The 26,530-nt window shown below is 48.3% G+C and carries 25 protein-coding genes; 20 read left to right on the forward strand and 5 right to left on the reverse strand.

Features of this window, described 5'->3' with window-relative positions; translation table 11 throughout:
- Positions 1 to 84: 84 nt before the first annotated feature.
- The 9 genes from AC5FX6_RS14785 (at position 85) to AC5FX6_RS14825 (ending at position 8,918) form a co-directional block, all read left to right on the forward strand.
- A complete protein-coding gene (locus AC5FX6_RS14785) occupies positions 85 to 2,784 on the forward strand; it encodes a putative LPS assembly protein LptD (RefSeq protein ID WP_493597832.1) in 2,700 nt (899 codons plus the stop codon).
- Between the two features lie 84 nt (positions 2,785 to 2,868).
- A complete protein-coding gene (gene panB, locus AC5FX6_RS14790) occupies positions 2,869 to 3,687 on the forward strand; it encodes a 3-methyl-2-oxobutanoate hydroxymethyltransferase (protein WP_493597833.1) in 819 nt (272 codons plus the stop codon).
- Positions 3,688 to 3,830: 143 nt separating this feature from the next.
- Positions 3,831 to 4,514 (forward strand): RluA family pseudouridine synthase, encoded by a 684-nt coding sequence (locus AC5FX6_RS14795; RefSeq protein WP_493597834.1) that lies wholly within the window; start codon positions 3,831 to 3,833, stop codon positions 4,512 to 4,514.
- A gap of 279 nt (positions 4,515 to 4,793) precedes the next feature.
- Positions 4,794 to 5,555: an acyl-CoA desaturase gene (locus AC5FX6_RS14800; protein WP_493597835.1), complete on the forward strand. Its 762-nt coding sequence runs from the start codon at positions 4,794 to 4,796 to the stop codon at positions 5,553 to 5,555.
- Positions 5,556 to 5,841: 286 nt separating this feature from the next.
- Positions 5,842 to 6,390: a 30S ribosomal protein S16 gene (locus AC5FX6_RS14805; RefSeq protein ID WP_493597836.1), complete on the forward strand. Its 549-nt coding sequence runs from the start codon at positions 5,842 to 5,844 to the stop codon at positions 6,388 to 6,390.
- 12 nt (positions 6,391 to 6,402) lie between these two features.
- On the forward strand, positions 6,403 to 6,966 hold the full coding sequence (gene rimM, locus AC5FX6_RS14810) for a ribosome maturation factor RimM (protein WP_493597837.1): 564 nt from the start codon (positions 6,403 to 6,405) through the stop codon (positions 6,964 to 6,966).
- 12 nt (positions 6,967 to 6,978) lie between these two features.
- Positions 6,979 to 7,656, forward strand: a complete 678-nt coding sequence (trmD, locus tag AC5FX6_RS14815; RefSeq protein ID WP_493597838.1) for a tRNA (guanosine(37)-N1)-methyltransferase TrmD — start codon at positions 6,979 to 6,981, stop codon at positions 7,654 to 7,656.
- A gap of 164 nt (positions 7,657 to 7,820) precedes the next feature.
- Entirely contained in the window at positions 7,821 to 8,174 is a 354-nt protein-coding gene (gene rplS, locus AC5FX6_RS14820) for a 50S ribosomal protein L19 (RefSeq protein WP_493597839.1), read from the forward strand.
- A gap of 111 nt (positions 8,175 to 8,285) precedes the next feature.
- A complete protein-coding gene (locus tag AC5FX6_RS14825; protein WP_493597840.1) occupies positions 8,286 to 8,918 on the forward strand; it encodes an inorganic diphosphatase in 633 nt (210 codons plus the stop codon).
- A gap of 67 nt (positions 8,919 to 8,985) precedes the next feature.
- Here the strand turns inward: AC5FX6_RS14825 and AC5FX6_RS14830 are convergent, their stop codons facing one another.
- Positions 8,986 to 10,440, reverse strand: coding sequence for a hypothetical protein (locus AC5FX6_RS14830; RefSeq protein WP_493597841.1), 1,455 nt, complete (start codon positions 10,438 to 10,440; stop codon positions 8,986 to 8,988).
- A 14-nt stretch (positions 10,441 to 10,454) separates the two neighbouring features.
- Complete coding sequence (locus AC5FX6_RS14835) at positions 10,455 to 11,159, reverse strand: DNA repair ATPase (protein ID WP_493597842.1); 705 nt, start codon at positions 11,157 to 11,159, stop codon at positions 10,455 to 10,457.
- A 222-nt stretch (positions 11,160 to 11,381) separates the two neighbouring features.
- Here AC5FX6_RS14835 and AC5FX6_RS14840 point away from each other — a divergent pair, with 222 nt between their 5' ends.
- The 3 genes from AC5FX6_RS14840 to AC5FX6_RS14850 all read left to right on the forward strand — a co-directional run bounded on the left by AC5FX6_RS14840 (position 11,382) and on the right by AC5FX6_RS14850 (position 13,485).
- Positions 11,382 to 11,789 (forward strand): 6-pyruvoyl trahydropterin synthase family protein, encoded by a 408-nt coding sequence (locus AC5FX6_RS14840; RefSeq protein WP_493597843.1) that lies wholly within the window; start codon positions 11,382 to 11,384, stop codon positions 11,787 to 11,789.
- The gene (folE, locus tag AC5FX6_RS14845; protein ID WP_493597844.1) at positions 11,782 to 12,447 is read left to right on the forward strand and encodes a GTP cyclohydrolase I FolE; all 666 of its coding nucleotides are present in this window, start codon (positions 11,782 to 11,784) and stop codon (positions 12,445 to 12,447) included. The genes AC5FX6_RS14840 and folE overlap by 8 nt, the downstream gene beginning before the upstream one ends.
- A gap of 120 nt (positions 12,448 to 12,567) precedes the next feature.
- The gene (locus AC5FX6_RS14850) at positions 12,568 to 13,485 is read left to right on the forward strand and encodes a TIGR01777 family oxidoreductase (RefSeq protein WP_493597845.1); all 918 of its coding nucleotides are present in this window, start codon (positions 12,568 to 12,570) and stop codon (positions 13,483 to 13,485) included.
- A gap of 76 nt (positions 13,486 to 13,561) precedes the next feature.
- Here AC5FX6_RS14850 and AC5FX6_RS14855 read toward each other — a convergent pair whose 3' ends face one another.
- Positions 13,562 to 15,904: a penicillin-binding protein 1A gene (locus AC5FX6_RS14855; RefSeq protein ID WP_493597846.1), complete on the reverse strand. Its 2,343-nt coding sequence runs from the start codon at positions 15,902 to 15,904 to the stop codon at positions 13,562 to 13,564.
- A 184-nt stretch (positions 15,905 to 16,088) separates the two neighbouring features.
- Here AC5FX6_RS14855 and AC5FX6_RS14860 point away from each other — a divergent pair, with 184 nt between their 5' ends.
- From AC5FX6_RS14860 to AC5FX6_RS14880, 5 genes are all read left to right on the forward strand, one after another.
- Positions 16,089 to 16,598 carry a hypothetical protein gene (locus AC5FX6_RS14860; protein ID WP_493597847.1) on the forward strand — a complete coding sequence of 170 codons (510 nt, stop codon included), beginning with the start codon at positions 16,089 to 16,091 and terminating at the stop codon, positions 16,596 to 16,598.
- Positions 16,599 to 16,622: 24 nt separating this feature from the next.
- On the forward strand, positions 16,623 to 17,081 hold the full coding sequence (locus AC5FX6_RS14865) for a YciI family protein (RefSeq protein ID WP_493597848.1): 459 nt from the start codon (positions 16,623 to 16,625) through the stop codon (positions 17,079 to 17,081).
- A 52-nt stretch (positions 17,082 to 17,133) separates the two neighbouring features.
- Complete coding sequence (locus tag AC5FX6_RS14870) at positions 17,134 to 17,922, forward strand: class I SAM-dependent methyltransferase (RefSeq protein WP_493597849.1); 789 nt, start codon at positions 17,134 to 17,136, stop codon at positions 17,920 to 17,922.
- 7 nt (positions 17,923 to 17,929) lie between these two features.
- Positions 17,930 to 18,835: a UbiA family prenyltransferase gene (locus AC5FX6_RS14875; protein WP_493597850.1), complete on the forward strand. Its 906-nt coding sequence runs from the start codon at positions 17,930 to 17,932 to the stop codon at positions 18,833 to 18,835.
- Positions 18,836 to 18,902: 67 nt separating this feature from the next.
- The gene (locus tag AC5FX6_RS14880; protein ID WP_493597851.1) at positions 18,903 to 19,376 is read left to right on the forward strand and encodes a hypothetical protein; all 474 of its coding nucleotides are present in this window, start codon (positions 18,903 to 18,905) and stop codon (positions 19,374 to 19,376) included.
- Positions 19,377 to 19,649: 273 nt separating this feature from the next.
- Here AC5FX6_RS14880 and rho read toward each other — a convergent pair whose 3' ends face one another.
- The gene (gene rho, locus AC5FX6_RS14885; protein ID WP_493597852.1) at positions 19,650 to 21,458 is read right to left on the reverse strand and encodes a transcription termination factor Rho; all 1,809 of its coding nucleotides are present in this window, start codon (positions 21,456 to 21,458) and stop codon (positions 19,650 to 19,652) included.
- Between the two features lie 282 nt (positions 21,459 to 21,740).
- On the opposite strand from rho, the gene serS reads away from it, so the two are divergent.
- On the forward strand, positions 21,741 to 23,015 hold the full coding sequence (gene serS, locus AC5FX6_RS14890) for a serine--tRNA ligase (RefSeq protein ID WP_493597853.1): 1,275 nt from the start codon (positions 21,741 to 21,743) through the stop codon (positions 23,013 to 23,015).
- Positions 23,016 to 23,141: 126 nt separating this feature from the next.
- Here serS and AC5FX6_RS14895 read toward each other — a convergent pair whose 3' ends face one another.
- Positions 23,142 to 23,558, reverse strand: coding sequence for a hypothetical protein (locus AC5FX6_RS14895; protein ID WP_493597854.1), 417 nt, complete (start codon positions 23,556 to 23,558; stop codon positions 23,142 to 23,144).
- A gap of 106 nt (positions 23,559 to 23,664) precedes the next feature.
- Here AC5FX6_RS14895 and AC5FX6_RS14900 point away from each other — a divergent pair, with 106 nt between their 5' ends.
- Positions 23,665 to 24,777 carry a hypothetical protein gene (locus tag AC5FX6_RS14900; protein ID WP_493597855.1) on the forward strand — a complete coding sequence of 371 codons (1,113 nt, stop codon included), beginning with the start codon at positions 23,665 to 23,667 and terminating at the stop codon, positions 24,775 to 24,777.
- Complete coding sequence (locus AC5FX6_RS14905; RefSeq protein WP_493597856.1) at positions 24,774 to 26,486, forward strand: IPT/TIG domain-containing protein; 1,713 nt, start codon at positions 24,774 to 24,776, stop codon at positions 26,484 to 26,486. The genes AC5FX6_RS14900 and AC5FX6_RS14905 overlap by 4 nt, the downstream gene beginning before the upstream one ends.
- The last annotated feature ends 44 nt before the right edge of the window (positions 26,487 to 26,530 follow it).

The raw sequence follows: 26,530 nt of genomic DNA on the forward strand, positions 1-26,530 counted from the left end.
CGCTCGTTAGTTAAAAGTTAAAAACAATAACTTTGTACAAAATAAATAAAACTTTAGGGAAGTCTGAAGAAGTTGCGCTACATTTTGATTTTTTTACTGCTGGTGCAGCTCGCCGTGCTTTCTGCCCAGCCTGTGTTGGGTCAGCGGGTGCGCCGGCCTACCAGTACAGCTACGCCAAAAGACACTGTCAATATTTCGCCGCCTCAGGATTCGCTTGTGGTTCCCGCACCACAGGGCGACATCGAGACCACAATCAATTACTCTGCCAGAGATTCCATCCTCTTTGAGGTAGACCGAAAGGTGGTGCACCTGTATGGCGATGCCAAAATTGACTACGGCACTATGGAGCTTTCGGCGGCTTACATCCAGATCGACTACGACCTGAACACCCTCACGGCAACTACACTCGTTGACTCAACAGGTCAGGAAACTGGTACTCCGGTGTTTAAGGATGGAGCCGAGAGTTACGCGGCCAAGCGCATCGCTTACAACTACAAAACCCGACGAGGCCGGATCTCTGAAGTAGTAACGCAACAAGGCGAAGGGTATATACATTCCGAGGTCGTGAAAAAAAATGAAGCAAACGAGATTTTCGGTTTGCACAACAAGTATACCACCTGTAACCTGGAGCACCCTCACTTCTACATCAGCGCCGGCAAGATTAAGGCTATCCCTAACGACAAGATCATGTCGGGGCCGTTTAACCTCGTAATTGCTGACATACCTACACCGCTCGGCTTTCTGTTCGGCCTTTTCCCGACGCCAAAGAACAAACGCTCTTCGGGTGTGATCATGCCAACTTTCGGTGAGTCGCGGGCCCGTGGCTTTTATTTGAGCAACGGTGGCTACTACCTGGCCCTGAATGATTACATTGGTACCCGCATCACCGGCGACATCTACTCGCTCGGTGGTTATAAGGTGACAGTCGATAACACTTATATTAAGCGTTACTCTTATCGCGGCAACTTCAATATCAGCTATGATTATTTTAAAAATGACGAGGCTGATGTAGCTGATGCTAACCGCTCTACCAACAGTCTGGCCGGTCTGCCACCCAGCCAGCGTACAGCTTTCGTTACCTGGTCACACAGCCCGGTGCAGAAGCCAGGCCGCGGTCGCTTTACGGCCAACGTACGGGCTGGTAGCAGCCAGCACAACCGGGTAAACTTCAATAGTCCGAACCAGTACCTGGCGCCGACCTTTAACTCAACGGTCACCTATCAGAAAAACATCCAGAATACACCTTTCAGCTACACGGCTACGCTGAGCCAAGGACAGAATAACGGGGGCTTTATAGGAGAAGGCGAAAACCGGAGACCAGCGCCTACTATCATGCGCTTTACGTTGCCTGACCTTAACTTTGCGATGACCCAGACGAGTTTGTATGAACTTTTCTCGAATAATGTGCCAACTGGCAAGTGGTATGAAAACTTTACCTTCGGCTACAACTTACGAGCCCGTAACGAGGTGTCTAACCAGGTGGCTGCCCGCAGACTGGGTACGTTGCCTGTAGTAGATGGTACAGCCAGAGACACTACCTTTGCGCTCAACTTCGAAAACCTGGATCGTCTGTGGCAGAACGGCCGTAAGAGCGCCGATCACAACTTCAACATTGGCTTAGGTAACTACAAGGTATTTCGCTTTTTCAACCTGACGCCTAATGTAAGTTACCGTGAATCATGGTTCGACAATAAACTAACTTATACCTATGACGAAGAGCGGCAGGCAGTGCGCATCGACACGGCAAGCTTCGGCAGAGTGTATGAGTATGGCGCCGGTGCTTCCCTTAACACGACTGTATATGGTACTGTGCAGTTCCCGAAGAGCAAGCGTGTAGAGGCCATCCGCCATACCATGATCCCGAGCATCAGCTATGGCTATCGTCCTAACTTTGGCGACGAGAGACGCTTTGGTTTCTCGCAGACTACACAGGTAGGCGTAGACTCTTTGACGAATCAGCCGATCTTCCAGACGCTTCCTCGCTTTAACGGCAACGTTCCTTCCGGAGGACTTGCCAGCAGCCTGAGTATGCAGATCAATAACCGGGTGGAGATGAAAGTACGCTCCCGTAACGATTCTACGGCGACGAAGACAGAGAAAGTGAGTTTGATCGACAACCTGAACATAGGCGGTTCCTATAACCTGGCTGCCGACTCATTACGCTTGTCCAACATTAACATAAGCATGAACACACGCCTGTTCCAGGTATTTGATGTCAACTTTACCTCTACCCTGAATCCTTATCAGGCCAGTCCGGATGGTAACCGCTCTATAAACCGTTATATGTTGGAGGGACCTGGTTTCAAACTTGCCAGACTGACCAATGCCAACCTGAGTGTGCGGGCCAACTTCAACCCTGCTGCACGGTCTACAAACACGCCGCCACCAACCAACCTGCCCGGCATGCTGAATCCGAATGATCAGTTCTTGCCGGACTATGTGGACTTCAACATTCCTTGGACATTGAACCTGGACTACACAATCTTCTATACCGGAGGCACACCACTGACGCCAGGCACCTTTACGCAAAACATCGGTATGCAAGGTACCCTGAACCTGACCGACAAGTGGAAGTTTGGCTACATGGCAGGGTATGACTTTACGAACAAGAACATCTCCAATGCCAGTGTCGACATATACCGCGACCTGCATTGCTGGGAGATGAGCATCGGTTGGCGGCCGTTCGGCCTGATGCGCGGCTATAACGTGACCATCAATGCCCGATCTGCCTTGCTGCGTGACCTGCGCCTGACCAGAAACAGATCAGGCATGAACTTCAGATAAACCTCGAACAGCCACTCCAGAAAATTGGGTGGCTGTTTTTGTTTTGATTTTTATAATTTTGAATCAAACTCAAATCAGCATCCTATGTCTGTTCATAAAAGCGACGTAAAAAAAGTTACCACCCACCAGCTGCAGAATATGAAAGAGCGCGGCGAGAAAATCTCCATGCTCACAGCCTACGATTACTCGATGGCCACCATCCTGGACGCTGCCGGTGTGGATGTGCTACTGGTTGGCGACTCCGCCTCTAATGTTATGGCAGGGCACGAGACAACGCTCCCGATCACGCTGGACCAGATGATCTACCATGCCTCTTCGGTAATCCGGGGTGTGAATCGCGCTTTTGTGGTAGTAGACCTCCCGTTCGGCTCTTACCAGGGCAACTCATCGGAGGCACTGCGATCTACTATCCGCATTATGAAGGAGTCGGGTGCACACGGCATCAAGCTGGAAGGCGGCGCTGAGATAAAAGAATCAATTATTCGCATTCTGAGCGCTGGCGTACCGGTAATGGGGCATTTGGGCCTCACACCACAGTCTATCTATAAGTTTGGCACCTACACCGTGCGGGCCAAGGAAGAGGCAGAAGCTCAAAAACTCATTGATGACGCACTGCTGCTGCAGGAATTGGGCTGCTTCTCAATAGTTCTGGAGAAAATTCCATCGGAGCTGGCCAAACGTGTGGCAGAGAAACTGGAGATTCCAATTATAGGTATAGGCGCCGGCCCGCATGTGGACGGTCAGGTACTGGTAGTGCACGACATGCTCGGCATCAACAAAGAGTTCAAGCCACGTTTCCTGCGTCGCTATGCCGACCTGCACACGATCATGACCGACGCTGTGCAGAACTACGTGAAAGACGTGAAGAGCAAAGATTTCCCTAACGAGAAAGAAGCTTATTAATATAGGTAAGCGTTGAAAGTTAAGAGTAAAAAGTGAGCTAATGCACCTTGCTGAGCTTGGCTTATGGTCTTCGGCCCGATTCACTCGCTTCTTTAGTCGGCTACAACTCTTAACTTTCAACTCCCAACTTTTAACTAAAGCCCATGGCTTCTTTAGACGTTCTTTTTGAGGATAACCATGTGTTGGTGGTCAACAAGCCGGCAGGCTTGCTGGTACACGGCGATGAGACCGGCGATGAATGTCTCGCTGACCTGGCGAAGGCTTATATCAAAGAGAAGTACAACAAGCCGGGCAACGTCTACATTGGCGTGGTGCACCGCCTTGACCGACCAGTGAGTGGTGTGGTGCTGCTTGCCAAAACCTCTAAAGCCCTTACCCGCCTGAACGAACTTTTCCGGAGCAAAAAAACCGTAAAAACCTACTGGGCCGTGGTCCTCAACCGGCCTGTTATACTTGAGCAGACCCTCGTGCATTGGCTCATTAAGGATAGCAGCCGCAACGTAACCAAAGCCTACGCCCGCGAAAACAAAAGTGGCCTACGCTCTGAACTTAGCTACCGGCTGGTGGGGCAACACGACAAGAACTATCTCCTGGAAGTAAAACCTGTTACCGGTCGGCCGCACCAGATCAGGGTGCAGTTAGCTTCCATGAACTGCCCTATTGTCGGTGACCTGAGGTATGGCGCCAGCAAACCATTGCCGGACAAAAGCATCGCGCTGCACGCCCGCAGTCTCCAATTTGAGCATCCTACGCTCAAAACCATGGTTAGCGTCACAGCTCCTCTCCCCCCTGCTACTGTATGGGCACCATTTAGACCGGAAGAATAAATGATGAGCCATCTGAGCGCACTTTGGACATTCAGTAACCGGGCACTTTATACCTTTCATCACTTTGTAGGAATGTTGATTTGCTGTACTCACAAACTCACCTCTATCATTCGGCCTTTCTAGTTCAGAAAAGCTGATATTTATCATCTTTCTGAACTTTTATACCGGTTTTTATTATTTCTATAGAATCACATCGTAATTTTGCGAAGGCTTGGTGGCTGTTTCAGTCTCCGCTATACCTGAACCAGTTAATAATCACTTTAACATACTAATTGCTTAATGGCCATACTTATTTTCTTCGTATTGCACTGGTACCTCTCTCTGTTTGTGCAAACATTCTTCTTGCACCGCTATGCAGCACATAAGATGTTCACCATGAACCCCTTCTGGGAGAAGGCCTTTTACCTTCTGACTTACATCGCACAGGGCTCTTCTTTCCTGTCGCCACGTGCCTACGCTATTTTGCACCGCATGCACCACGCCTTCTCTGACACGGAGCGTGACCCGCATTCACCGCATTATTCTAACAATGCTTTCACGATGATGTGGAAGACCAAAAATATTTACAACGACGTGCTTAACCACCGTGTGGAGCCGGAGCGTCGTTTTGATGGCGACTATCCGCTGTGGCCAGCATTAGAGAAACTAGGCGATAGCTATTTCTCACGAATTGGCTGGGGTGTGTTTTATGTGATGTTCTACATTGCCTTCGCTACGCAGTGGTGGATGTTTCTGCTATTGCCGATCCACTTCCTGATGGGTCCGGTGCACGGCGCCATCGTAAACTGGAGCGGTCACAAGTATGGCTACCAGAACTTCGATAACAACGACAAATCACGCAACTCGCTTTTCTTCGACTTCCTGACAGGCGGCGAACTGTTCCAGAACAATCACCACAAATTGCCTAATCGCGTGAACTTCGGTGTGAAGTGGTGGGAGGTTGACCCAACCTGGCCTGTGATCTGGACGCTGGATAAGCTGAGCATCATCAAACTGAAACCGGTAAAAGTAAAGGCGGCCCGCACGAAAGTAGGCGCCTAAAACTTCAACATAACTAGAGAAGCCCTCCCGAATCGGAGGGCTTTTTGTTTTGCTGGCAATTCAGGTATAGAGACACGGAGCAACCTGACATATACAATTAGCGATCGGTGTAAACGCACGCTTGGGCTATACCTGAAGGTAGTCACGAATGTCATACCTATAGTCAAGCATTTAATGACTGGAAATCAATTCCTAAATATCTTGCATTAATCGGCACAAAATCATTACCTTTGCGGTTCTAAAAACTGGCGGACGGGTTTCGCCGACTTTAAATTTTATATAAAAAATGGCTGTTAAAATCAGACTGGCCCGCAGAGGCCGCAAAAAAGCCGCTATCTACGATATCGTAGTAGCTGATGCTCGCTCACCACGTGATGGTAAGTTCATCGAGAAACTGGGTACTTACAACCCAAACACTAACCCTGCATCTATCGACTTTAGCGAGGAGAAAGCATTCCAGTGGTTAATGAATGGTGCTCAGCCAACTGACACTGTAAAGGCGATGCTTTCTTACAGAGGTATTCTGTACAAGAAGCACCTGCAGATCGGTGTTGTAAAAGGCGCTATCACGCAAGAAACAGCTGATGCTCGTTTCGAAGAGTGGAAGAAAGAGAAAGATGCTAAAATCGAAAGCAAGCGTACTACCCTTGGATCTGAGAAAGATGCGAAGCGTAAGGCTGCTCTTGATGCTGAAACGAAAGTGAAAGAGGCTCGTGCAGAGGCTATCCGTCAGCGTGAAGCTGCTAAACTTGCTGCTGATGCTCCTGCTGCTGAAACTGAAGAAGCTCCTGAGGCACCAGCTGCTGAAGGCGAGTCTACTGAAGAGCAAGCATAAATTATAGCCGCCATGCATATTGATGACTGCTTCCTGTTAGGTCACATCGTCAAGACCCATGGCATCAAGGGACAAGTCGTTGCGTTTTTTGACGTGGACTACCCCGAGGATTATGATGAATTGGAATCAGTCTTTCTTGAACAACAAGGAAGGCTGATTCCTTTTTTTATTGACAAGATGGAGCCCGTGCAGAAAGGCCGTTTTATTATCACTTTTGAGGATATCAAAACGATCGAACAGGCCGAGAAGCTTCGCAATGTCAGCCTATACCTGCCACTCGACGAGCTCCCGGAGTTGGAAGAGGGACAGTTCTATTTCCATGAAGTGATCGGCTACCAGGTGGTGGACCAGAACCACGGTCCGCTTGGCACCGTGAAAGACTTCTACGACATGCCGCAGCAACAGCTGATGGCCATGGAGTACAACGGGCAGGAAATGCTTGTACCTGTGCTGGATGACGTGTTTGTACGCGCTGATCACGAAGCTAAGGTCCTGCACGTAAATCTGCCTGAAGGCCTGCTGGAGGTATACACCCAGCCCGGCACCCCTGACGACGCCGACGACCGCGACGAGTAACCCCCTGTTATCATGCGATTTGACATCATCAGTTGCCAGCCCGACCTGCTGGACAGTCCTTTTAGCCATTCTATTGTTAAAAGAGCTCAGCAAAAAGGTCTGGTAGAAATCCACATCCATGACCTCCGTAAGTACGCCATCAACAAACATGGTCAGATAGACGACTATGCCTTTGGTGGTGGAGCAGGCATGGTGATGATGATTGAGCCGATTGATAAAATCCTGTCAGACTTAAAAGCAGAGCGGGAGTATGACGCTGTCATCTACATGACCCCTGATGGACAAACGCTCAACCAGCAAGTAGTAAATCAGTTTTCGCTTTTGCGTAATTTGATCATCCTGTGCGGACACTACAAAGGCGTGGATGAGCGAGTACGGCAGCATTACGTGACACATGAGATCAGTATTGGTGACTATGTGCTGTCAGGTGGAGAGTTAGGAGCGGCTGTACTGGCTGATGCTATTATCCGCATTATACCGGGTGTACTCAACGACGAGTCCTCTGCCCTCACTGATTCGTTTCAGGACGGATTGCTGGCGCCGCCGGTCTATACCCGCCCGGCAGATTACAAAGGCCTGACAGTGCCGGACATTCTGCTTTCAGGCGATGGACCAAAAATAGAGCAGTGGCGTTTTGAGCAGGCAATTGAGCGTACCCGTCAGCGTAGGCCAGACCTGCTGAACGACTAGAGTAACAGAGGTTAAAAAGGCGCAAAAAGCGCTTCAATTAGGCTTTTGAGTGGTAAGTTTCAAAAACTTACATTTTTTTTCTGCAAAAATTCTTATGTAATAAATAATTACATATCTTTGCAGTCCGAATTTTGAAGAAGATATTTAGCTTTAACAACATAGCCATGAGCGAATTACTAAAATTTATCGAGCAGGAATCTACAGACAAGCGCGCCTCTTTCCCGACTTTCCAGTCTGGCGATACCATCAACATCCACGTGAAAATCCGTGAGGGTAACAAGGAGCGTATTCAGCAGTTCCAGGGCGTTGTGATTCAGCGCAAAAACGTGAACACAAACGGTGAGACTTTCACAGTAAGAAAAGTATCTAACCAGATTGGCCTGGAGCGTATTTTCCCTCTGTTGTCACCTGCTATCGAGAAGATCGAGCTTGTAAGAAAAGGCCGTGTTAGAAGAGCTAGACTGTACTACCTGAGAGGTCTGCAGGGTAAGGCTGCAAGAATCAAGGAAAGAAGATAATAAGAACCTGTTTTCATAAGTTTTCCATAGTTTTAGTAAAAGGAGCCGTTTCTAAGCAAACGGCTCCTTTTTTTTATACCTGATGTAAGCTGGGCCATACCTACTTTACTCATGCTTACTATATTTGCAGCTATACCTTTGCTGTCTTCTACGCCCATGCAAACACTCCTTCGCTATACCTTCCTACTGCTATCACTGGTGATGCTGGCTTCCTGTCAGACAGACTACATCGCACTCCCCACATACAATGGAAAAAAACAACTGCAGGCCGTGATCGAGGTGCCAGCCGGAAGCGCCACCAAACTGCATTACAATCGACAGACAAAAGCTTTTGAAGCAGAGCAGCAAGCCGGCCAGGATCGTATCATTCCTTTCCTACCCTATCCTGCTAATTTCGGCTTTATACCTTCCACCGAGATCAACGCACAGAAAAAGCCCCTGGAAGTGGTTGTACTGACAGGCAGCGTTGCAACAGGCACTGTGATGGAAGTAATACCGGTGGGTGTACTGCAATTGGAAACAGCCGGAGAGCTAGACCATAAGATCATCGCGGTACCCGCGAGGCCAAGCGAACGCACGATCAACACATCTGACTACAATGGCCTCACGGCTGACTATCCTGCCGTCAAGGCCATCCTGCAGCAATGGTTTGTATACCACAACCCAACCGCCAAAAGCAAGTTTGTGGGCTGGCGCAACGAGCAGTTTGCAGAACAGGAAATCCAGCGGTGGATGAAATTGTAATACACTACTTATAAAAACAGAAAAGCCTCCGCAATAGGAGGCTTTTCTGTTTTAGGGACATAGATGCTTACATATTGTCGTTTAGCACCCAATTGTTACTAAAGATCCTGAACATTGACGTACTACCATTTATTCTCAGCACTCCCAAAAAATGCTGTTTAACTTTTATGCCATTGGCTGTCGCGGGCTGCCAGAGTCCGGCATACTGAAGCGAATGTTTCAAGATACCATATAAGCTTTTTTCTGCTTCTGATGACTGTAGCATGCCTTCAAATGTACTATCATCAAAGTCAATATTGCCAGTCTCATCTATAGAGAAAGATACTGTGACAGCTACATCATTGTAGTTCTCAGTAGTTTTTATATCGCTTTTGACTAGCTTAAGAACTAGATCTGAGACATCTGTCTGCTCTTCCGTTAGCAATACTGCACCGGTTTCTACAGGATAGTAATCGTTTCTGGTATCATTTAGGATCCTGTAGGCATTGCCCGAAAAAGAGAAAGCATAAATATCACTTGTTTCAATTGGTCTCCCATTTACCATCGCAGGAAGCCACTGCTTACCGGATGACAGAACCCTTACCAACTTTTCTTCAACATCAGAATTATTGATGGTTGAATGCAGTTTTATATCTGCAACATCCCCTCCTTTGTCTATTTTGAAGCTAACTAGTATATAGCCCTCAACTCCACTTACAGGATCGAAGTTTTCATAGATGTGATTGAGGAAAGGAAGATCGGTATACTTGCTATTATATCTTTTAAGATGGTATGTATAGTCCTTGCCATAATTTCTGCAATTGGTGTAACGACTATAGCTTGTCATTTTGTCTTTTGTATAATCGACAGTGACCTTTGGTGCATCATAATATTTCCTACTAAAGGACGCTATCTTTGCGATGCTTTCCCCTCCGATAAAACGTCCATTATCAAAAACTTCTTCTCCAACCAGAGTTTTACCATAATTGCTTAATACCTTCCACTTACCATCTTGTTTACCATTAACAATATTGCCCTTAACTGTTGCTCTGATTATAGGGTTATCTTCCTCATACTTCCCATTGCCGTCAACTATTAATGCTTTGCCTTTTGCGGTATACATTTTTAAGACAAGCGGAGTGGTACCCTGAAACTCCAGCACTTTCTTTAGCTGACCATCCACGTACCAATATTCCCATATACCTGTCTTTACGCCGTGCACAAAGTTTCCACGTTCTTTTAGCTGTCCGTTTTGATAATACTCACTGTATACTCCATGAAAAGCGTTGGCACTATAAGTACCGTCAACCGCTAGTTCACCAGATGCATAGTAATCTTTAAAAGGCCCATGGAAAACATAATATGTTGGATGCATTTTAGCAACACGATAAAACGCAGCACATTGGATGTTAGTTAAGATACCAGTCGAGCTAAAGTGTAGTTTTAAACTATCTCTAGCTATTACCTGTACAAATCCTGCTAAATCCTGGGAATAAGAAAGAGTCCAGATAAGTGAAAATAAAATTGTCAGGAAGAATTTCATCAGAGGCTCAATTATTACTTGATATCTCTCAATTTGGCTCTCACTTCTTCTACAGCTTTTTCCATAGCCTGCACCTGCTGGCGGCTGGCTTCCTGCTGTTTCACGTTCAGTTCTACGTTCTGCTCTAGCTGACGCAGTTCGTCGGCATTGCGTACCAGTTCAGCCTCCAGGTCTTGCTTGCGTTTCTTGTTTTTCTCTATACTCAATTGCAGGTCATTGGCCTGTTTCACCACACGATCCTGTTCTTTCTTAGTGCTGCGCAGTACATTTTCGGCTTCGTTGATTTGCAGTAGCACATCTTCCTGATAGAGCTTTTTGCCGAAGTTTTCCATGAACTGCTCCGCAGCGGCGTAAACCTCAGGGGTAGCGGCTTTGTCTAGATGGGTTGTGCCCATATCGAGTGACCACCACACGTAGCTGCCAGTGGCATGTGTGCCAACTGTGGAGATCACGCGTACAGGCTCCTTTGTAACACTCATTAGCTTCGCCTCTTCTACCGTATAGACACCCTTAGAGTGCTTTACCTTTCCGGCTTCCTGTGACAGGTGGTCTTTCCACACCTTCTCCACAAACTTAGGATCCAACTGCACACTCAGTTGCTGGCCGCTGCGCTTGATACCGCTTACTACCTGTTCGTTTTCCTCTACACGCAACACCTGCGCACTTGCCATACATGATACCAGCAGCATGGCTGCTACCAACAATCCTTTTACTCGCATACTCTACTTAGAAATAATGATTTGACAGGAACAATCGTATACCTACGAAAATAGCTAATCCATAGCATATTTCAGATATAAGAAGCCGGATTAATTTAGACGCTGTTCTGTTTGGGTTTAGGAGCCACGAAGCTTACCTTTGTAAGTTTACAGCCCGGGTAGCTCCCATATGAATTATTCACGTACGCGAACAATAACATAGGCCCACCTGTTGGAACCGCAATGAAAATAACGATCTGCAGAAAAGAACATTTTAATGCCGCTCACCGCCTGCATAACCCAGCCTGGAGCGCCGAGCAGAACGCGGAGGTTTTTGGGCTGTGCAATAACCCCAACTTCCACGGTCACAACTACGAACTTATTGTTAAGCTGACGGGCTCAGTAAACGAAGAAACGGGCTATGTGTACGATATGAAAAAGCTTAGTACGCTGGTGAAGGAGGAAGTGATCGACAAGTTTGACCATAAGAATCTCAATCTCGACACAGAGGAGTTCAGACAGCTGAACCCAACCGCCGAGAACATTGCCATGGTCATATGGGAGCGATTGCGGGAAAAAATAAGCCGGGAATATGAATTGGCGGTAACGCTTTATGAAACTGAACGAAACTTTGTTGAATATAATGGATAACCAGGACCTGGGCCACGATGCGGAAGAGATGGATGATCACATGATGAGCTCTCTGGAAACGCCGTTGCGCCCTGACGCATTTGACCTTTCTGACGCCGAAAAGATCGTGATCATTGAAAGGCACTTCCGTGAAATTATGCATACCATGGGCCTCGACCTGACAGACGATAGCCTGAAAGGCACGCCACTGCGTGTTGCCAAAATGTATGTGCAGGAAATTTTCAGTGGCCTACACCCTGAGAACAAACCGGTTATCCGCCGATTTGAGAACAAGTACAAGTACAACCAGATGCTGGTGGAGCGCGATATTACTGTCTACTCTTCCTGCGAGCATCACTTTGTGCCGATCATTGGAAGAGCCCACGTAGCATACATGCCCAACGAGCACGTGATCGGACTTTCTAAGCTGAACCGTATCGTGCAGTACTATGCCCGTCGTCCGCAGGTACAGGAGCGTATGACCATGCAGATCGCTGACGAACTGAAGCAGGCACTGCAGACCGAAAACGTAGCGGTGCTGATCGAGGCAGACCACCTTTGTGTGATGAGCCGCGGCGTAAACGATGTGAGCAGCAGTACGATCACAGCGGAGTACTCTGGTTTGTTTGAGCAGGACCAGTATCGCAATGAGTTCCTGAGTCACATCCGCAAGAAATAAGGTTTAGCACCTAGTCGGCCTTTTCGCCACCAACCGGTTTTGATCGGTGAAAGCAACTTTCAATTAGTCCTTACACGTATAGATATATTTCTATATAATTTATAACGACGATCATAACGTATGGCGGGGAAAATACTCATTTCAGGTGGTTCAGGGCTAATCGGGTCGCGTCTTTCCGAGATGCTGATCGATCAGGGTTATGAAGTAGCGCACCTTTCCCGAGATCCCGACAAGTTCTCTCACTATAAGACTTTCCGCTGGGACATTAAGAGCTCCTCTATTGATGAGAATGCCATTACCTATGCCGACTATATCATCCACCTGGCTGGTGCTGGTTTGGCTGATGAGAAATGGACAAAGGAGCGCAAGCGTGAAATCCTGCGTAGCCGGGTAGATAGCACACAGCTGCTGCTTGATGGCCTGCGCCAATACGAGCATCATGTCAAAGGTTTTATTTCAGCTTCCGCTATCGGCATATACGGAAACTCAGGTGATCAACTGATGTCAGAGGAAAGCAGCTATGGCGAGGATTTTATGGCTGAAGTGTGCAAAGCCTGGGAAGCAGCCGTTTGGCAGATCAAAGATATAGGCATCCGCACAGTCATCTTCCGTACAGGTATAGCGTTAAGCGAAAAGGGCGGTGCTCTTCCCCAAATGGCCCGCCCAATAAAGCTGATGGCAGGCGCACCGCTCGGCAGCGGCAAGCAGTACATGTCCTGGATCCACATGGATGACTTGTGCCGCTTGTACATCCGGGCAATTGAAGACACGCAGTTTACTGGCGTGTACAATGCTGTGGCTCCTCATCCGGTCACTAATCAGGAGTTTACTGAAGCGCTGGCAGAGGCTATGCACAAACCATTGGTATTGCCCAAGGTGCCTTCTTTCGCGCTTAATTTAATGCTTGGTGAGATGAGCGATGTAGTGCTGAGTGGTCAGCGTGTGAGCGCCAACAAAGTGCTCCAGACCGGCTTTACTTTCGAGTACAATTACCTGGACGAAGCACTGGATTCGTTTTATAAGAAGCATCAGAGTTAATTATAAAAAGCACTATGTTCTAAAGCAGAAGCGCCCGCTAATCGGATTAGCGGGCGCTTCTGCTTTTAACAACACGCTACTGCAGGAATTCTGACAAATCCAGAATATCCAGATCAAGATCAAGCTGCGTAGAATCCGGCTCAGCTCTTGGCAGCACGGTGGTACAGTTATACTTTTTGCTGATCTTGACGGTCGGCCCCGGGAAGCGTCCCATGGTAAAGCCCAGGTCTTTGTCTTTGTAGAGACGCTCCATGAAGAGACCATATACTGGCAAAGCGGTTTTAGACCCTTCACCCAGGTTAGAAGTACGGAAGTGAATACTGCGGTCTTCGCCACCTACCCACACACCGGTTACCAGGTCTTTGGTTACACCCATAAACCAACCGTCGGAGTGGTTGGAAGTCGTTCCGGTTTTGCCTCCAATTTCATTCCCTTTCCAGAGGTCGTATTCCCACAGTGCCTGTGAGGTACCGCCGGGCTCCTCTATACCTCCCTTAAGCATGTGCATCATCAGGAAGGCTGTTTCCTCGCTCAGCACTTTTTTCTGCTCCGGTACAAACTGCTCGATCAGGTTGCCTTCGCGGTCTTCGATGCGGGTAATGAAGCGTGGTGCGGTATGGAAGCCATGATTCGGGAAAGTGCTGTAAGCTCCCACCATATCGTATATGGACACATCACTTGGGCCTAAGCCGATGGAAGGCACCTTGTCAAGCGGACTGCTGATTCCTAGCTTGTGCGCATAGTCTACCACTGTTTCCCAGCCTACCAGTTCGGTGAGTTGCGCCGTTACCGAGTTAACCGATTTGCCCATGGCGCGGCGTAAGGTCATCGGAGCACCGGTATAGGCCCAGTCTGCATTGGTAGGCGACCAGCTCTTCTTCTCTCCTTTTTCTACATAATTGATGGTGACACGCGTATCCACGATCTTATCGCAGGGCGAATAACCATTATCGATAGCAGCCACGTACACGAACGGCTTAAAGGTAGAGCCCGGCTGACGCCGCGCCTGCTTTACGTGGTCGTACTTAAAATACTTAAAGTTGATACCCCCTACCCAAGCCTTGATCTCACCGGAGAAAGGGTCCATGGTCATCATACCGCCATGCAGGAAACGCTTGTAGTAACGCAGCGAGTCAAGCGGTGACATGGTCATTTTCTTTTCGCGCGCATCATTATCCCACGTAAACACCATCATCTCGCGTGGCGTGTTCAGCTCTTTGTTGATCGCTGCCTGATTGTCGCCGTGTTTCTTCTTGAGGCGGCGGTAGTAATCGGTGCGCTTGATCGTTTCTTCAATAAAGTTCGGTATCTCGCGGTTTTTCTCATCCACCCACGGGTTCTGGCCCTTCCAGTGATTATCAAAGCGACGCTGCAGGGTACGCATCTGCTGCTCCATGGCTGCTTCGGCGTGCTGTTGTATTCGCGAATCAATGGTGGTGTATACTTTCAGGCCGTCCCGGTACAGGTCGTAGCCATTCTGCTTGCACCACTCCTTCATAAAATCAGCCACTGCACCGCGGAAGTAAGTTGCCGGCCCGTCGTAGTGGTTCTCTACTTTATACTCCAGCACAAGCGGCAGTTGACTCAGCGAGTCGGCCTCAGCAGTTGTCAGGTAATTATACTTGGCCATCTGGCCCAGCACCGTGTTGCGGCGGCGGGTAGCGTTTTCAGGGTTGAAGCGCGGACTATAGTAGGTTGGTGCTTTGAGCAAACCTACCAGCACGGCCGCCTGCTCTGTTTTCAGACTGTCCGGTGAGGCGTTGAAGAAGGTTTTAGAGGCTACCTGTATACCAAATGAATTGCTGCCGAAGTCCACCGTATTCAGGTACATCGCCAGAATCTCTTCCTTAGTATAGCGCTGCTCGAGCTTAATGGCTGTGAGCCACTCCTTCGTTTTTGAGATGACAATGTTAAGGCCAGGAATATGCCCCAGCACCCCTTTGGAGTCGTCGGTACGGGTCTTGTACAGGTTTTTGGCCAGCTGTTGCGTAATGGTACTGCCACCACGGCTTTCGCCACGCAGGTTGTCGTATACCGCACCAAAGATCGCAGTCGGGTCTATACCCGCATGCTCATAGAAGCGGACATCTTCTGTGGCGATGAGCGCATTGATGAGCGTTGGCGACATCTGTTTGTAACTCACCGGGCTGCGGTTTTCACGGAAATACTTCCCGATCAGGTTGCCGTCGGCGGTATAGAGTTCGGAGGCCTGGTCGCTGCGTGGGTTTTCCAGCCTGTCCAGACTTGGGGACGAGCCAAAGAGGTAGAAGAAGTTATACTCCACACTCACCAGGTATCCAACCACCACCATCAACCCCAGCAGAAACACTTTCCAGGTATAGCCAATCACACTGCCATACACGGATCCTCTCTTCTTGACCGGTCGTTTTTCTTGTTCTCTTTCTTGCTCTTGCAGCATGTTATATCATCAGGGCAGATCGCCTGTATTTTCCGGAACGCTTCTTTCTAATCTACTGCAAATATACCTTTTGTGTACAAATACTTTCTTAGAAACGCATAAAACTTAGTCAGCGATATAGAGAAGCTGTTACAACTTTGGCTGGCCCTACTTATCTTTGCCACATAGCATTACCTATCCACCCATGCAAGAGCACTTACAGGAAGCCTTCGACAGAATCAAGGGCCTGCCGCTAACCAAGACCACCCGCAACGAACTGGTACAGTACTTTCACTTCGGCAAAACCAGCTATACCACACCACAGGGATTGATTCTGGATGTTGGCCTCTATACCTTGGCCGTGAACTGCCCCTGGACTTTCGAGCTGTCCAACGGCGAAACGATCAAGCACAACGAAGTGTTCATGCGCAAGCGTGAACCCGGCCTGCCCTCACCCAAGTTCGACTGGAAAGTGCCCGGCGCCAACCTGCGCGACCAGCGCCTGCAGGGACTTGTCATCAGCAGTCAGGCATTGGCAGTAGAGAGTATAGAAATAAGAAACGCATACGGTGTAGCCCTGACCTTTGTGAACGGTGACCGCCTGGTACTTACTCCTGACCTGGACAAACCGCAGGAAGAATACTGGCAGTTATTCGGCAATGCTGGAGACAATTTCAGTATCGGGGCCGGCGCAGCGGGAATAACAAAAAAGTAATTGAGTTTGCATACCTTTACTTCTATGAAGAAACTGCTACAAACCACAGGTATAGCCCTGGCGCTTTGCCTTGGCTGCACACTGGCTACTCAGGCACAATCAAAAGCGAAGCCTGCTCCAAAAAAAGCTGCTGCGACAACCCAGGAGGCCCCTAAAAAGTCCGGTGAGATGGATATGAGCCAGATGAAGACCTACTACATGGCGCTGCTCAAAAAAGGTCCTTACCAGCCGACCGATACGGCCGAGGTGAACAGCATTCAACGAGGGCACATGGCGCATATCCGTAAGATGGCTGCTGATGGCAAACTGGTGATGGCTGGCCCGTTTCTGGACAATGGGGAGCTGCGTGGCATTTTCATTTTTGATGTGGCTACCCTGGAAGAGGCAAAGGCATTGACTGAAGCAGACCCTGCGGTAAAAGCCGGAAAGCTGATCATGGAACTCCACCCCTGGATGAGTCAGCGCGGCACGACGCTCCCATAGCAACTTTTATAGGCATCGGGCAGTATGCGGACTTAAATAATCGCTGCTGCCCTTGAACTTCCGTCTGCAACTATTTGAGCTAGAAGACCAGCCCTGGTTTCCGCACATCTTCCGCCAGGGCATGCTCGACTTCCTTCGCTTCATGATCTCAAAGCTCGGCGCTTACGGCCCGGCTATACCCTTGCTGGAGGACCTGCTCCGTCGCAGCGGCCAAACACACTTCACTGATATTTGCTCCGGTGCCGGGGGCGGCATAGAAGGTATACGCGAAGCCTTAAGCCAACGCATGGGTGAGCCTGTACGCGTCACCTTATCTGACCTGTACCCCAACCTGGGTGCTTACGAGTACCTACACCGTCAATCGGACGGCCTTATCGACTTTATCGCTTCTCCGATAGATGCCACACAGGTACCACCACAGATAAAAGGCGTACGCACTATCTTCTCTTCTTTTCATCACTTTAAACCACAGCAGGCAGTGGCTATTTTGCAGAACGCGGCAGATCAGCAGGCTCCCATTGGCATCTTTGAAGGGGGCAGTAAGACATGGGCCGAGCTCATTATTTTTCTACTGACCTTCCCGATCATCATCCTGGTGGTAACACCTTTTATCAGGCCTTTTAAACTTAGTAGACTACTATTCACGTACCTCATACCAATTATTCCGCTGGGTATACTCTGGGATGGCTTGGTATCGCTCTTCAGACTTTATAACCCACGGATGCTGGATAAATTACTGGCCCGTGTTAATACCCCGCCGGGCTATACCTGGCGCAGGGGCATAGTAGGAACCGGACCCGGCAAGCAGGTTATATACCTGTTAGGCTATCCAGAGAATTAATTAAACTATGAAACCTATCGCTATACCTGTCATCGGAAAATACAGTAGTGCCCTGACCCTCATGCGGATTCCGTTTTCGGTATACCTGATGCCGGTGTACTGGTTTGCGCTTAGCGTAATGGATGGCTATACCTTGTGGCGGGCGGCTGCTGTGTTCTTCATTTTGCATGTATTGGTATACCCGGCCAGCAACGGCTATAACTCCTACCACGATCGGGATGAAGGCAGTATTGGCGGACTCCGGCAACCGCCCAAAGTCACCCAAGAGCTATTTCACCTTGTTGTTCTTTTTGATGTACTGGCCTTGTTGCTCAGCTTTATCGTATCACCCTTTTTTGCCTTGCTGGTTGCCTTATACCTGCTCGTCTCTAAAGCTTACAGCGACCGTGACATCCGACTGAAGAAATACCCGATCATCAGCACGTTGGTTGTTACGGTCTTTCAGGGCGCATTTACTTTTTTGATGGTGCAGGTGGGAGCTGATCTGGATACCCAGCAAATTTTACAAAAGCAGAACATTCTGTTTGCCCTGGTCAGCACGCTCTTTCTCTGCGGCTCCTATCCGCTTACTCAGATTTACCAGCACCAGGAAGACAGTGAGCGAGGTGACAAAACCTTGAGTTTACTGCTAGGTATACGGGGCACCTTCGTATTTGCAGGTATAGCGCTGGGCCTGGGAGCTGCACTTCTGGTCGGGCTATACCTGTCTATAGGTCAACTGCTCAGCGTGTTGGCGTTTCTGCTATGCACTGCTCCTATTACCTACTTTTTCCTGAGCTGGGTGCGCAGGTCCTGGCGAAACCCAGAAGAGGTGAACTTTGAAAATACGATGCGCATGAATAAGATCTCCTCCCTATGCATCAGCCTGGCTTTCTTTCTGATACTCCTGTTGCGTTCAGTTTATATCTTATAAGTCTATGCAGGCCGCCGTCTTATAACTAGCTAGCCTGATTTCGTATAAGAGCAAAAACCGTCTCTCCATGAAACTACTTTACGCTGTAATAGGTGGAATCGCCGCCACCGCCGCCATGACTGCCTTCCTATACCTGCTCTCCTACGTGACGCACCGTGTTATGAAGGTCATCCGGATACTAGGCACCATGCTTATGAATCGCACGCAACCTGATGGTTCGCTCTCGGATGCTACCAATACCAAGGTATACGGCACGGTAGCTCATTACCTGGTTGGGATTATTTTTGCGCTGTTCTACATTGCGTTGTGGCACTCCGAAGTAGGACTTATCAATGTTTCCTGGGGATTACTCTTTGGATTAGCTCATGGCCTGATGGCGATGTTCATGTGGTATCTGTTTTTTCTGGTGCATCCCCGACCTCCTCTTATCTCACTCCGTACCTACCTGATCACACTCATTTTTGCACACATCGTCTATGGTGTGGTGCTTACCTACACTGTATATCTATTCGCCAGACCAGATTATCCTTTCTGGAGTTAAGGGCAGAAAGGAATTGGTGATGATTAATTCTATGCAAATTATAGCGTCTGTTTTTCTCCTGGCTTAAACTAATAGAACAAGCTGCCATCTCTTCAGCAGCCACTGTGCGGAGATCTGAAAAAGGAATTTATTAAGGTTTCTTCCATTATGGCCAAGGCACGTGGACCCATTAAAAAAATAAAACATTCGCCCAATTGCTAACTCACCAAAAATAAACCGGCCCCACCGCTGCAAAGCGGTGGGGCCGGTTTATTTTTATTGGGAAGGTATACCTTAACCGTTCATTGAGATCAGGAACTCTTCGTTGCTCTTCGTGCCTACCATTCTGTCTTTCAGGAACTCCATGGCTTCTACGGAATTCATATCGGACATAAACTTGCGCAGGATCCAGATACGGTTCAGTTCGTCGCGGTCCATAAGCAGGTCTTCGCGGCGTGTACCTGAAGCTGGCACGTCGATAGCAGGGTAAATTCTGCGGTTGGCCAGTTTGCGGTCCAGCTGCAGTTCCATGTTACCGGTGCCTTTAAATTCTTCGAAGATCACTTCGTCCATCTTAGAACCCGTGTCAATCAAGGCAGTAGCGATGATGGTCAGGGAACCGCCGTTTTCCACGTTACGGGCAGCACCGAAGAAACGCTTCGGCTTGTGCAGTGCGTTTGCATCCACACCACCTGACAAGATCTTACCTGATGAAGGCACGACTGTGTTATAAGCTCGGGCAAGACGCGTAATAGAATCAAGCAGGATCACCACATCGTGGCCGCACTCTACCATACGCTTGGCCTTGTCCAATACAATGCTCGACACCTTTACATGGCGCTCAGCTGTTTCGTCAAAAGTAGAGGCAATAACCTCCGCTTTTACATTGCGGGCCATATCAGTTACTTCTTCCGGACGTTCGTCGATCAACAGGATCATCAGATACACTTCCGGGTGATTTTCAGAGATGGCGTTGGCAATTTCCTGCAAAAGTACAGTCTTACCGGTTTTAGGCTGGGCCACGATCATACCACGCTGGCCTTTACCGATCGGTGCAAACAGATCGAGGATACGGGTAGAAAGCTGGCTTGGCTTGGTAGTCAGTTTTAAACGCTCCTCCGGGAAGAGTGGCGTCAGGTGCTGGAAAGGTATACGGTCACGGATTTCCTCTGTCGTACGTCCGTTTACAGAGTCTACCTTCAGCAGGGCAAAGTACTTCTCTCCTTCTTTCGGCGGACGGATCTGACCTTTTACAGTATCTCCTGTTTTCAGACCGAACAATTTGATCTGAGAAGGTGATACATAAATATCATCTGGCGAGGCCAGGTAGTTGTAGTGTGTGGAGCGAAGGAAGCCGTAGCCATCCTGCATCAATTCCAGCACACCTTCATTTAGGATTATTCCGTCAAACTCACGGAAGTTATTGCTGCTGGCGGCCGCATTCTGCTGGCGGCGCGGGAAGTTATCACCGCCGCGGTTCTGGTCATTGCGCGTATCGCTGCGATTTCCTACTTCAGGACGCTGCTCACGCTGCTCAGAGCGGTTATCATTTCTTTCATTCCGGTTATCATTGCGATCAGAACGTTCGGCTCTCTCAGGACGCTGCTCTGTTCGCTCGGCACGCTCGGTTCTTTCCTGACGCTCTGGGCGGGCATCTGTGCGTTCTACACGCTGCTCCTGGCGCTGCTCACGCGGGTTGCCACCTTCGTTACGGTTGTCGCGGCGGGTTGTCACGCGCTCACGCTGCGGACCATGGTCTTTGGCGGGTGCCGGCTGTTGTACTAAAGTCGGACTGGTTTGTTCGCGGCGGGCTGCTTCGCGGGCAGGTCTTGCTTCGGTTGTCGCTTCGGCTGCAGGTGCCTGCTGCTCTTCACTGATAGTAATTGTGTTTTCAGTAGCTTCGGGTTCGCCGGCGGCGGCTGTGCTAGGAGAGGATTTTACTTTTTTCGGCAATTTGTCGGGAGGGGTTATGGCTTGCTGATCAAGGATTTTGTAGACCAGATCCTGCTTGCTGAGTTTCTTGAAATTCTTGACACCCAGGTCTTCTGCAATTTCCTTGAGTTCTGAAAGAAGCCTATCTTTCAATTCTTCAATTTTGTACATAAATGTGGTATGGTAGTTAAATTAACCTGCTTGGCACGCCTGGGCGAACGCAGCGAGAGCTTTACTTATTAATTCGGAAAATGGATGAATGCGATAGAGTTTTGTGCGGCTCAGGAAAGGGCCTGCTATAAATTGCACTGCAATGTTATTGCAATGCTTATTAATTAACAAATATTAGCGGAGTTTTTGTTGAAAATGTTTCAGTTTTTCCTTAAAAGATTTCGTAAATGCCGCTTACAACCTAAAAAAGTATATTTTTGCAGCTATACAAAGACCCAAACTATGCTACAGCTAAACGTTTTAAGAGAGCAGACAGAGCTGGTGATAGCTGGACTGACCAAGAAAAACTACAAAAATGCCGCTCAGGAAGTGGAAGCTATTGTAGCCCTGGACCAGCAGCGCCGACAGGTACAAAGCCAGCACGATGAACTGCAGGCCCGTGCCAATACGATCTCTAAAGAGATCGGTATACTAATGAAAAGCGGCGACCGCGAAAAAGCAGAAGCCCTTAAAACAGAGACATCAGAATTAAAGCAGCAGACCAAATCACTGGCTGAGCAGCTATCTGCCATCGAAGAGCAAATACAGCAAGCACTATACAAGCTGCCGAACCTTCCGCACGAAAGTGTTCCTGAAGGTAGAACAGCAGAAGACAACGAAGTAGTTCTGCAGCACGGCGAAATTCCAAAATTACACGAAGGCGCCCTGCCTCATTGGGAGCTTATTCAGCAATACGACATCATCGACTTCGAGCTTGGCAACAAGATTTCAGGCGCTGGTTTTCCGGTGTACAAAAAGCAAGGTGCCCGCTTACAGCGTGCACTCATCAACTTCTTTTTGGACGAGGCTATGAATGCCGGCTACATGGAAGTGCAGCCACCGATTTTGGTAAATGAAGCTTCTGGTTACGGTACTGGTCAGTTGCCTGACAAAGACGGCCAGATGTACCATGCCACGGAAGATAACCTATACCTGATCCCGACGGCTGAAGTGCCGATCACGAACCTGTACCGCGATGTAATTGTACCAGTTGAGCAGTTGCCGATCAAGAATGCAGGCCATACGCCGTGCTTCAGAAGAGAGGCCGGATCGTGGGGCGCTGATGTGCGCGGCCTGAACCGACTGCACCAGTTTGACAAGGTGGAAATTGTACAGATTACGCTCCCTGAAAATTCGTATGAAGCGCTGGAGGAAATGAGTAGCTACATCCAGGGTTTGTTACAGAAACTAGAGCTTCCATACCGTGTGCTGCGTCTGTGTGGCGGTGACATGGGCTTTACCTCTGCCCTCACTTACGACATGGAAGTATACTCCACTGCCCAGAACCGCTGGCTCGAAGTAAGCTCTGCCTCTAACTTTGAAACGTATCAGTCCAACCGTCTGAAGCTGCGCTCTAAAACCGAGTCGGGCAAAACACAGCTACTGCACACGCTCAACGGTAGTGCCCTGGCCCTGCCACGCATCGTAGCCGCCATTCTGGAAAACAACCAGACACCTGATGGCATCAACATGCCGAAGGTATTGCACCCATACCTGGGATTTGAGAAAATCAGCTAAAGGGCTGGTGAAATGATAACATAAACAGAAAAGCCGCTGAAAACTCAGCGGCTTTTCTGTTTATGCTAAAGCTTACATAAGCCTTTGCACCATTGACAACACGGCAAATCTTTTCGGCTTTGCACATTAACCCCCATACTGCTCCAGGTACTGCTGATAGTAGTTTTTGATCTTATATTTCTTCAGCACATTAGCTCGCACCTGCTCTATTGCCTCAGTTGTAATCTCTTTCTGATGAAGTAACTTTTCCAGAGGCCTGGCAGACTCCTCCTCCAGCCCATCGTCCAGTGTTGCCTGTTCGTACTCTTCCAGAAACTCAGGGGACAGGTATAGCTTGTTTTTTTGCACCGCAATACAACCAACAGCAGTCAGTTTTTCCAATCCCTCCGTCACTTCTACTAATGAGTAAACAGTGCCATCGACAGCGTCTCCCATCAGCAGAACATCCTGTAGCGTAGCACCTCCCTCACCTCCTGTTGCCAGTAACAAAGCCTCTAGTAACTGCGCATCAGATGCCTGCCATGTTAAATTATATTTCGCCATCTCTCAATTAATTGATCTGTTCAACTAAAAAACTATATAATATTATACCTATTTTTAGTCTCGCAAATTTATCTCAAAATCGCCTCGATTTCCTATTTCATATTTCATGAACGGCAAAATTAGTTGCTTTACCTTCTCCCTGCTTTTTACGCTTCTTCTGGGCTGGTCCTCTTCCAAAGCGCAGTCACGAGGCTATATCGTACAGGGTGACTCTGTTTATACAGATGGTTACATACGGTTTGATTCGAGAAAGCCCTTTCAGGTTGAGTATCAAAAATCAAAAAAGAACCCGCTCCAGACTTATGATGCAGGGACTTTGACAGAATTCGGGTATAATGACAGCACGAAGTTTGTAGCCCGAAAGGTGACCTACTTTGGAGAGACGCGTCATGTATTCCTGAAGACCGTCGCAGATGGTGGCCTAAATCTATACACGATACGCGGGGAGAACGGGAAGCAGTACTACTTTGAGAAGAACAGCCTTACCCAGCTCACAAAGGAGAACCTGCAGCCTAATTTGAAGGAGCATGCCGCCAATTCACCTTTTTGGCAGAGGCAATTGCCACGTGTTAGGCTATCTGAACAGTCGCTTCGCTACTATACCCGCAATATCAACAGAGGCCGGGACGCGAGAATGTCTATGTTCAGTTATGGTGGCATAGCCAGTTTCAACCGCTCTACCATACAGATTAAAACGGATGCCTTTCCTGAAAATGGTTTTGGTGAGTATAGCATGACGTCAGAAAATGCAGAAGCAGGGGCATTTGTTGAGACGCCTATTTGGGATGTTAAAAATCTCAGTGTTATCAGTAATCTGAGCTACGGCAAAATGGATTTTGCGGCAACACTGACCAATGCCTCTATGGACCAGCACATGAAACTGACTCTAGACTTCTTAAAGCTATCCATTGTACCGCGCTATTACTTAAATGGCAACAAAGTTTCTTTATATGCTGAGGCGGGAGCTGAACTGTTATATGCGGCAGAGCAGTCCAACAGACTTTTGGAGGCAAAGCACAAAAGCAATACAACCAGCCTGCATGAATTCGAAGATATATTCCGGTTGCAAAAAGCAAACTTTGGCGTAATGGCCGGTGTGGGATTGCAGTACTTCTATTTACCCAAAAACTATGTCAGTTTTGGACTAAGTACCGGCCATATATTTGCCGAAAACTACTCAATCAACAATCTCTCTACCACAATCCGACTTAACCTATGAGGCAGCTGAAATTATTGTCTTTTATACTCCTGCTGGCGCTGCTGCATGGTTGCGCCAAAGAAAAGGAGTTTCCGGAGGTAAAAAGTTATCCTATTTTGAGGACACTCGAGGCTACACCTGATAGCACCGGGGTATTTGTGAAGGGCGAAATCGTAAGCCTTGGCAATGAGCCGGTGACCGAGTATGGGTTTGAGTATACTGCTATAAACAATGACAAGAGCGTAATAAAGAATGTAGTGGGTACTACTGCTGTCACAGGCGAGTATGAGGCTAAACTGACGCATGGACTTGTAAAGGGGTATAACTACAGGATACAAGCCTATGCCAAACATGGCCTGAACACGACTTATGGAACTGCCTTAGCATTCAAAAGTCTGAACACCGCTGCACCAGTTATCCATAGCTTCAGCCCAAAAGCAGCGGAGGATAACAGTACTGTCACTATTTATGGTCAAAACTTTAGCAATAATAGAAGTTTAGTGAAAGTGAGTATCGGGGATACACAGGCATATGTCGTCTCTGCTCACCCCGACAGCATTACGATCATCACCCCAAAGGTGACTTATTCAGGTAATTTTCCAATCACTGTGACCGCGCATGGTGAGCACACGACAGCTGCAGAGGAGTTTGAGATTATAGGCCCTCAAATCACCCATATCTCGCCTGATAAGGGAATGCCTGGCGATGAGTTGAGTATTTATGGCAAAAACTTAAGTTACTCTGGCTGGGGACCTTATGTATATATCGGAGGTAAATCTGCGACTATAGTCTCAGTAGCTGACACAGAGATCAAAGTGAAAGCACCAATAGGCACATCTAGCCTATATGGCCAAGCACTGACTGTATCTGTTAACCGGGGCAATAAGACTGCTGTTTTGCCACACTCATACACGCTGGAGTCAGGGTTCAGGGAAGCTTCAGTTAAGCCCTCTTCGGTTCCAGCTACCATATTTCACATGCCTTCTTTCATTTCGGGAGGAAAAGCTTACTTCTTTGCCTATGATCGCCTGATAAGTTACGAAGAAGGAACCGCTGTATGGCGCAATGAAGGCGCTTTTCCTGGACAGGCTCGTAATGGCTCTGCGATGCATAAGGTTGGTGACAAAGTGTACCTTATCGGGGGAAATCATCAGTATTATACCTTATTCATGTCGGTATGGGAGTATAACATCAGCAGCAAGAGCTGGTTGCAAAAGAAAGGCCTGACCTTCGGCGTTTCCGACGCCAGCAGCTTTACTCACGATGGCTATATCTACTTCTTCGGAGGCCGCAACACCAACAGTAACACAACACTCTGGCGGTATGATCCGGCAACAGAAGAGGTAAAGGCACTCAGCCCTTTCCGGAATAACAATAATGGCTCCGGCTTTGTAATCAACGGTAAAGCCTATACAGTAGTAGGTAACGCCACCTGGTTATACAATGCACAGCAGGATAGCTGGTCACAGGTAGCAATTATGCCAGAGGAAAGCACTTTAAACGGACCTTTTAGAGTTTTCACTCACCAGGGAACTGGCTTTGCAATCAGCGCGAAGGGTGATAAAGCTTTGCTTCGCTTTAGTGAGGAACAGAAAAAATGGGAAAAAGTAGCCGTATACCCTGGCTGCGTGAGCAACGAGCAGTACTCCGGTTTTTCCTATGGTGATAAGTTATATTTGGGGTCATTTGGCAGCTGCTCTTCTACTTTATATTCCTATGAAAACAGGTAGATTATACCTCTGTAACTGATACTACTTTTATATTAAATCAATAA

It is taken from the genome of Pontibacter sp. LHS2 (genome assembly GCF_058932845.1).

Excerpts from the sequence above, each read along its gene's own strand:
- AC5FX6_RS14860 (WP_493597847.1), top strand. The coding sequence starts at position 16,089 with ATGCAAGAGCACTTACAGGAAGCCTTCGACAGAATCAAGGGCCTGCCG.
- AC5FX6_RS14830 (WP_493597841.1), bottom strand. The coding sequence starts at position 10,440 with ATGAAATTCTTCCTGACAATTTTATTTTCACTTATCTGGACTCTTTCT.
- AC5FX6_RS14880 (WP_493597851.1), top strand. The coding sequence starts at position 18,903 with ATGAAACTACTTTACGCTGTAATAGGTGGAATCGCCGCCACCGCCGCC.
- AC5FX6_RS14875 (WP_493597850.1), top strand. The coding sequence starts at position 17,930 with ATGAAACCTATCGCTATACCTGTCATCGGAAAATACAGTAGTGCCCTG.
- AC5FX6_RS14805 (WP_493597836.1), top strand. The coding sequence starts at position 5,842 with ATGGCTGTTAAAATCAGACTGGCCCGCAGAGGCCGCAAAAAAGCCGCT.
- trmD (WP_493597838.1), top strand. The coding sequence starts at position 6,979 with ATGCGATTTGACATCATCAGTTGCCAGCCCGACCTGCTGGACAGTCCT.
- AC5FX6_RS14840 (WP_493597843.1), top strand. The coding sequence starts at position 11,382 with ATGAAAATAACGATCTGCAGAAAAGAACATTTTAATGCCGCTCACCGC.
- AC5FX6_RS14825 (WP_493597840.1), top strand. The coding sequence starts at position 8,286 with ATGCTTACTATATTTGCAGCTATACCTTTGCTGTCTTCTACGCCCATG.
- AC5FX6_RS14855 (WP_493597846.1), bottom strand. The coding sequence starts at position 15,904 with ATGCTGCAAGAGCAAGAAAGAGAACAAGAAAAACGACCGGTCAAGAAG.
- folE (WP_493597844.1), top strand. The coding sequence starts at position 11,782 with ATGGATAACCAGGACCTGGGCCACGATGCGGAAGAGATGGATGATCAC.
- AC5FX6_RS14835 (WP_493597842.1), bottom strand. The coding sequence starts at position 11,159 with ATGCGAGTAAAAGGATTGTTGGTAGCAGCCATGCTGCTGGTATCATGT.
- panB (WP_493597833.1), top strand. The coding sequence starts at position 2,869 with ATGTCTGTTCATAAAAGCGACGTAAAAAAAGTTACCACCCACCAGCTG.
- AC5FX6_RS14895 (WP_493597854.1), bottom strand. The coding sequence starts at position 23,558 with ATGGCGAAATATAATTTAACATGGCAGGCATCTGATGCGCAGTTACTA.
- rplS (WP_493597839.1), top strand. The coding sequence starts at position 7,821 with ATGAGCGAATTACTAAAATTTATCGAGCAGGAATCTACAGACAAGCGC.
- AC5FX6_RS14795 (WP_493597834.1), top strand. The coding sequence starts at position 3,831 with ATGGCTTCTTTAGACGTTCTTTTTGAGGATAACCATGTGTTGGTGGTC.
- rimM (WP_493597837.1), top strand. The coding sequence starts at position 6,403 with ATGCATATTGATGACTGCTTCCTGTTAGGTCACATCGTCAAGACCCAT.
- AC5FX6_RS14800 (WP_493597835.1), top strand. The coding sequence starts at position 4,794 with ATGGCCATACTTATTTTCTTCGTATTGCACTGGTACCTCTCTCTGTTT.
- rho (WP_493597852.1), bottom strand. The coding sequence starts at position 21,458 with ATGTACAAAATTGAAGAATTGAAAGATAGGCTTCTTTCAGAACTCAAG.
- AC5FX6_RS14865 (WP_493597848.1), top strand. The coding sequence starts at position 16,623 with ATGAAGAAACTGCTACAAACCACAGGTATAGCCCTGGCGCTTTGCCTT.
- AC5FX6_RS14850 (WP_493597845.1), top strand. The coding sequence starts at position 12,568 with ATGGCGGGGAAAATACTCATTTCAGGTGGTTCAGGGCTAATCGGGTCG.
- serS (WP_493597853.1), top strand. The coding sequence starts at position 21,741 with ATGCTACAGCTAAACGTTTTAAGAGAGCAGACAGAGCTGGTGATAGCT.
- AC5FX6_RS14905 (WP_493597856.1), top strand. The coding sequence starts at position 24,774 with ATGAGGCAGCTGAAATTATTGTCTTTTATACTCCTGCTGGCGCTGCTG.
- AC5FX6_RS14900 (WP_493597855.1), top strand. The coding sequence starts at position 23,665 with ATGAACGGCAAAATTAGTTGCTTTACCTTCTCCCTGCTTTTTACGCTT.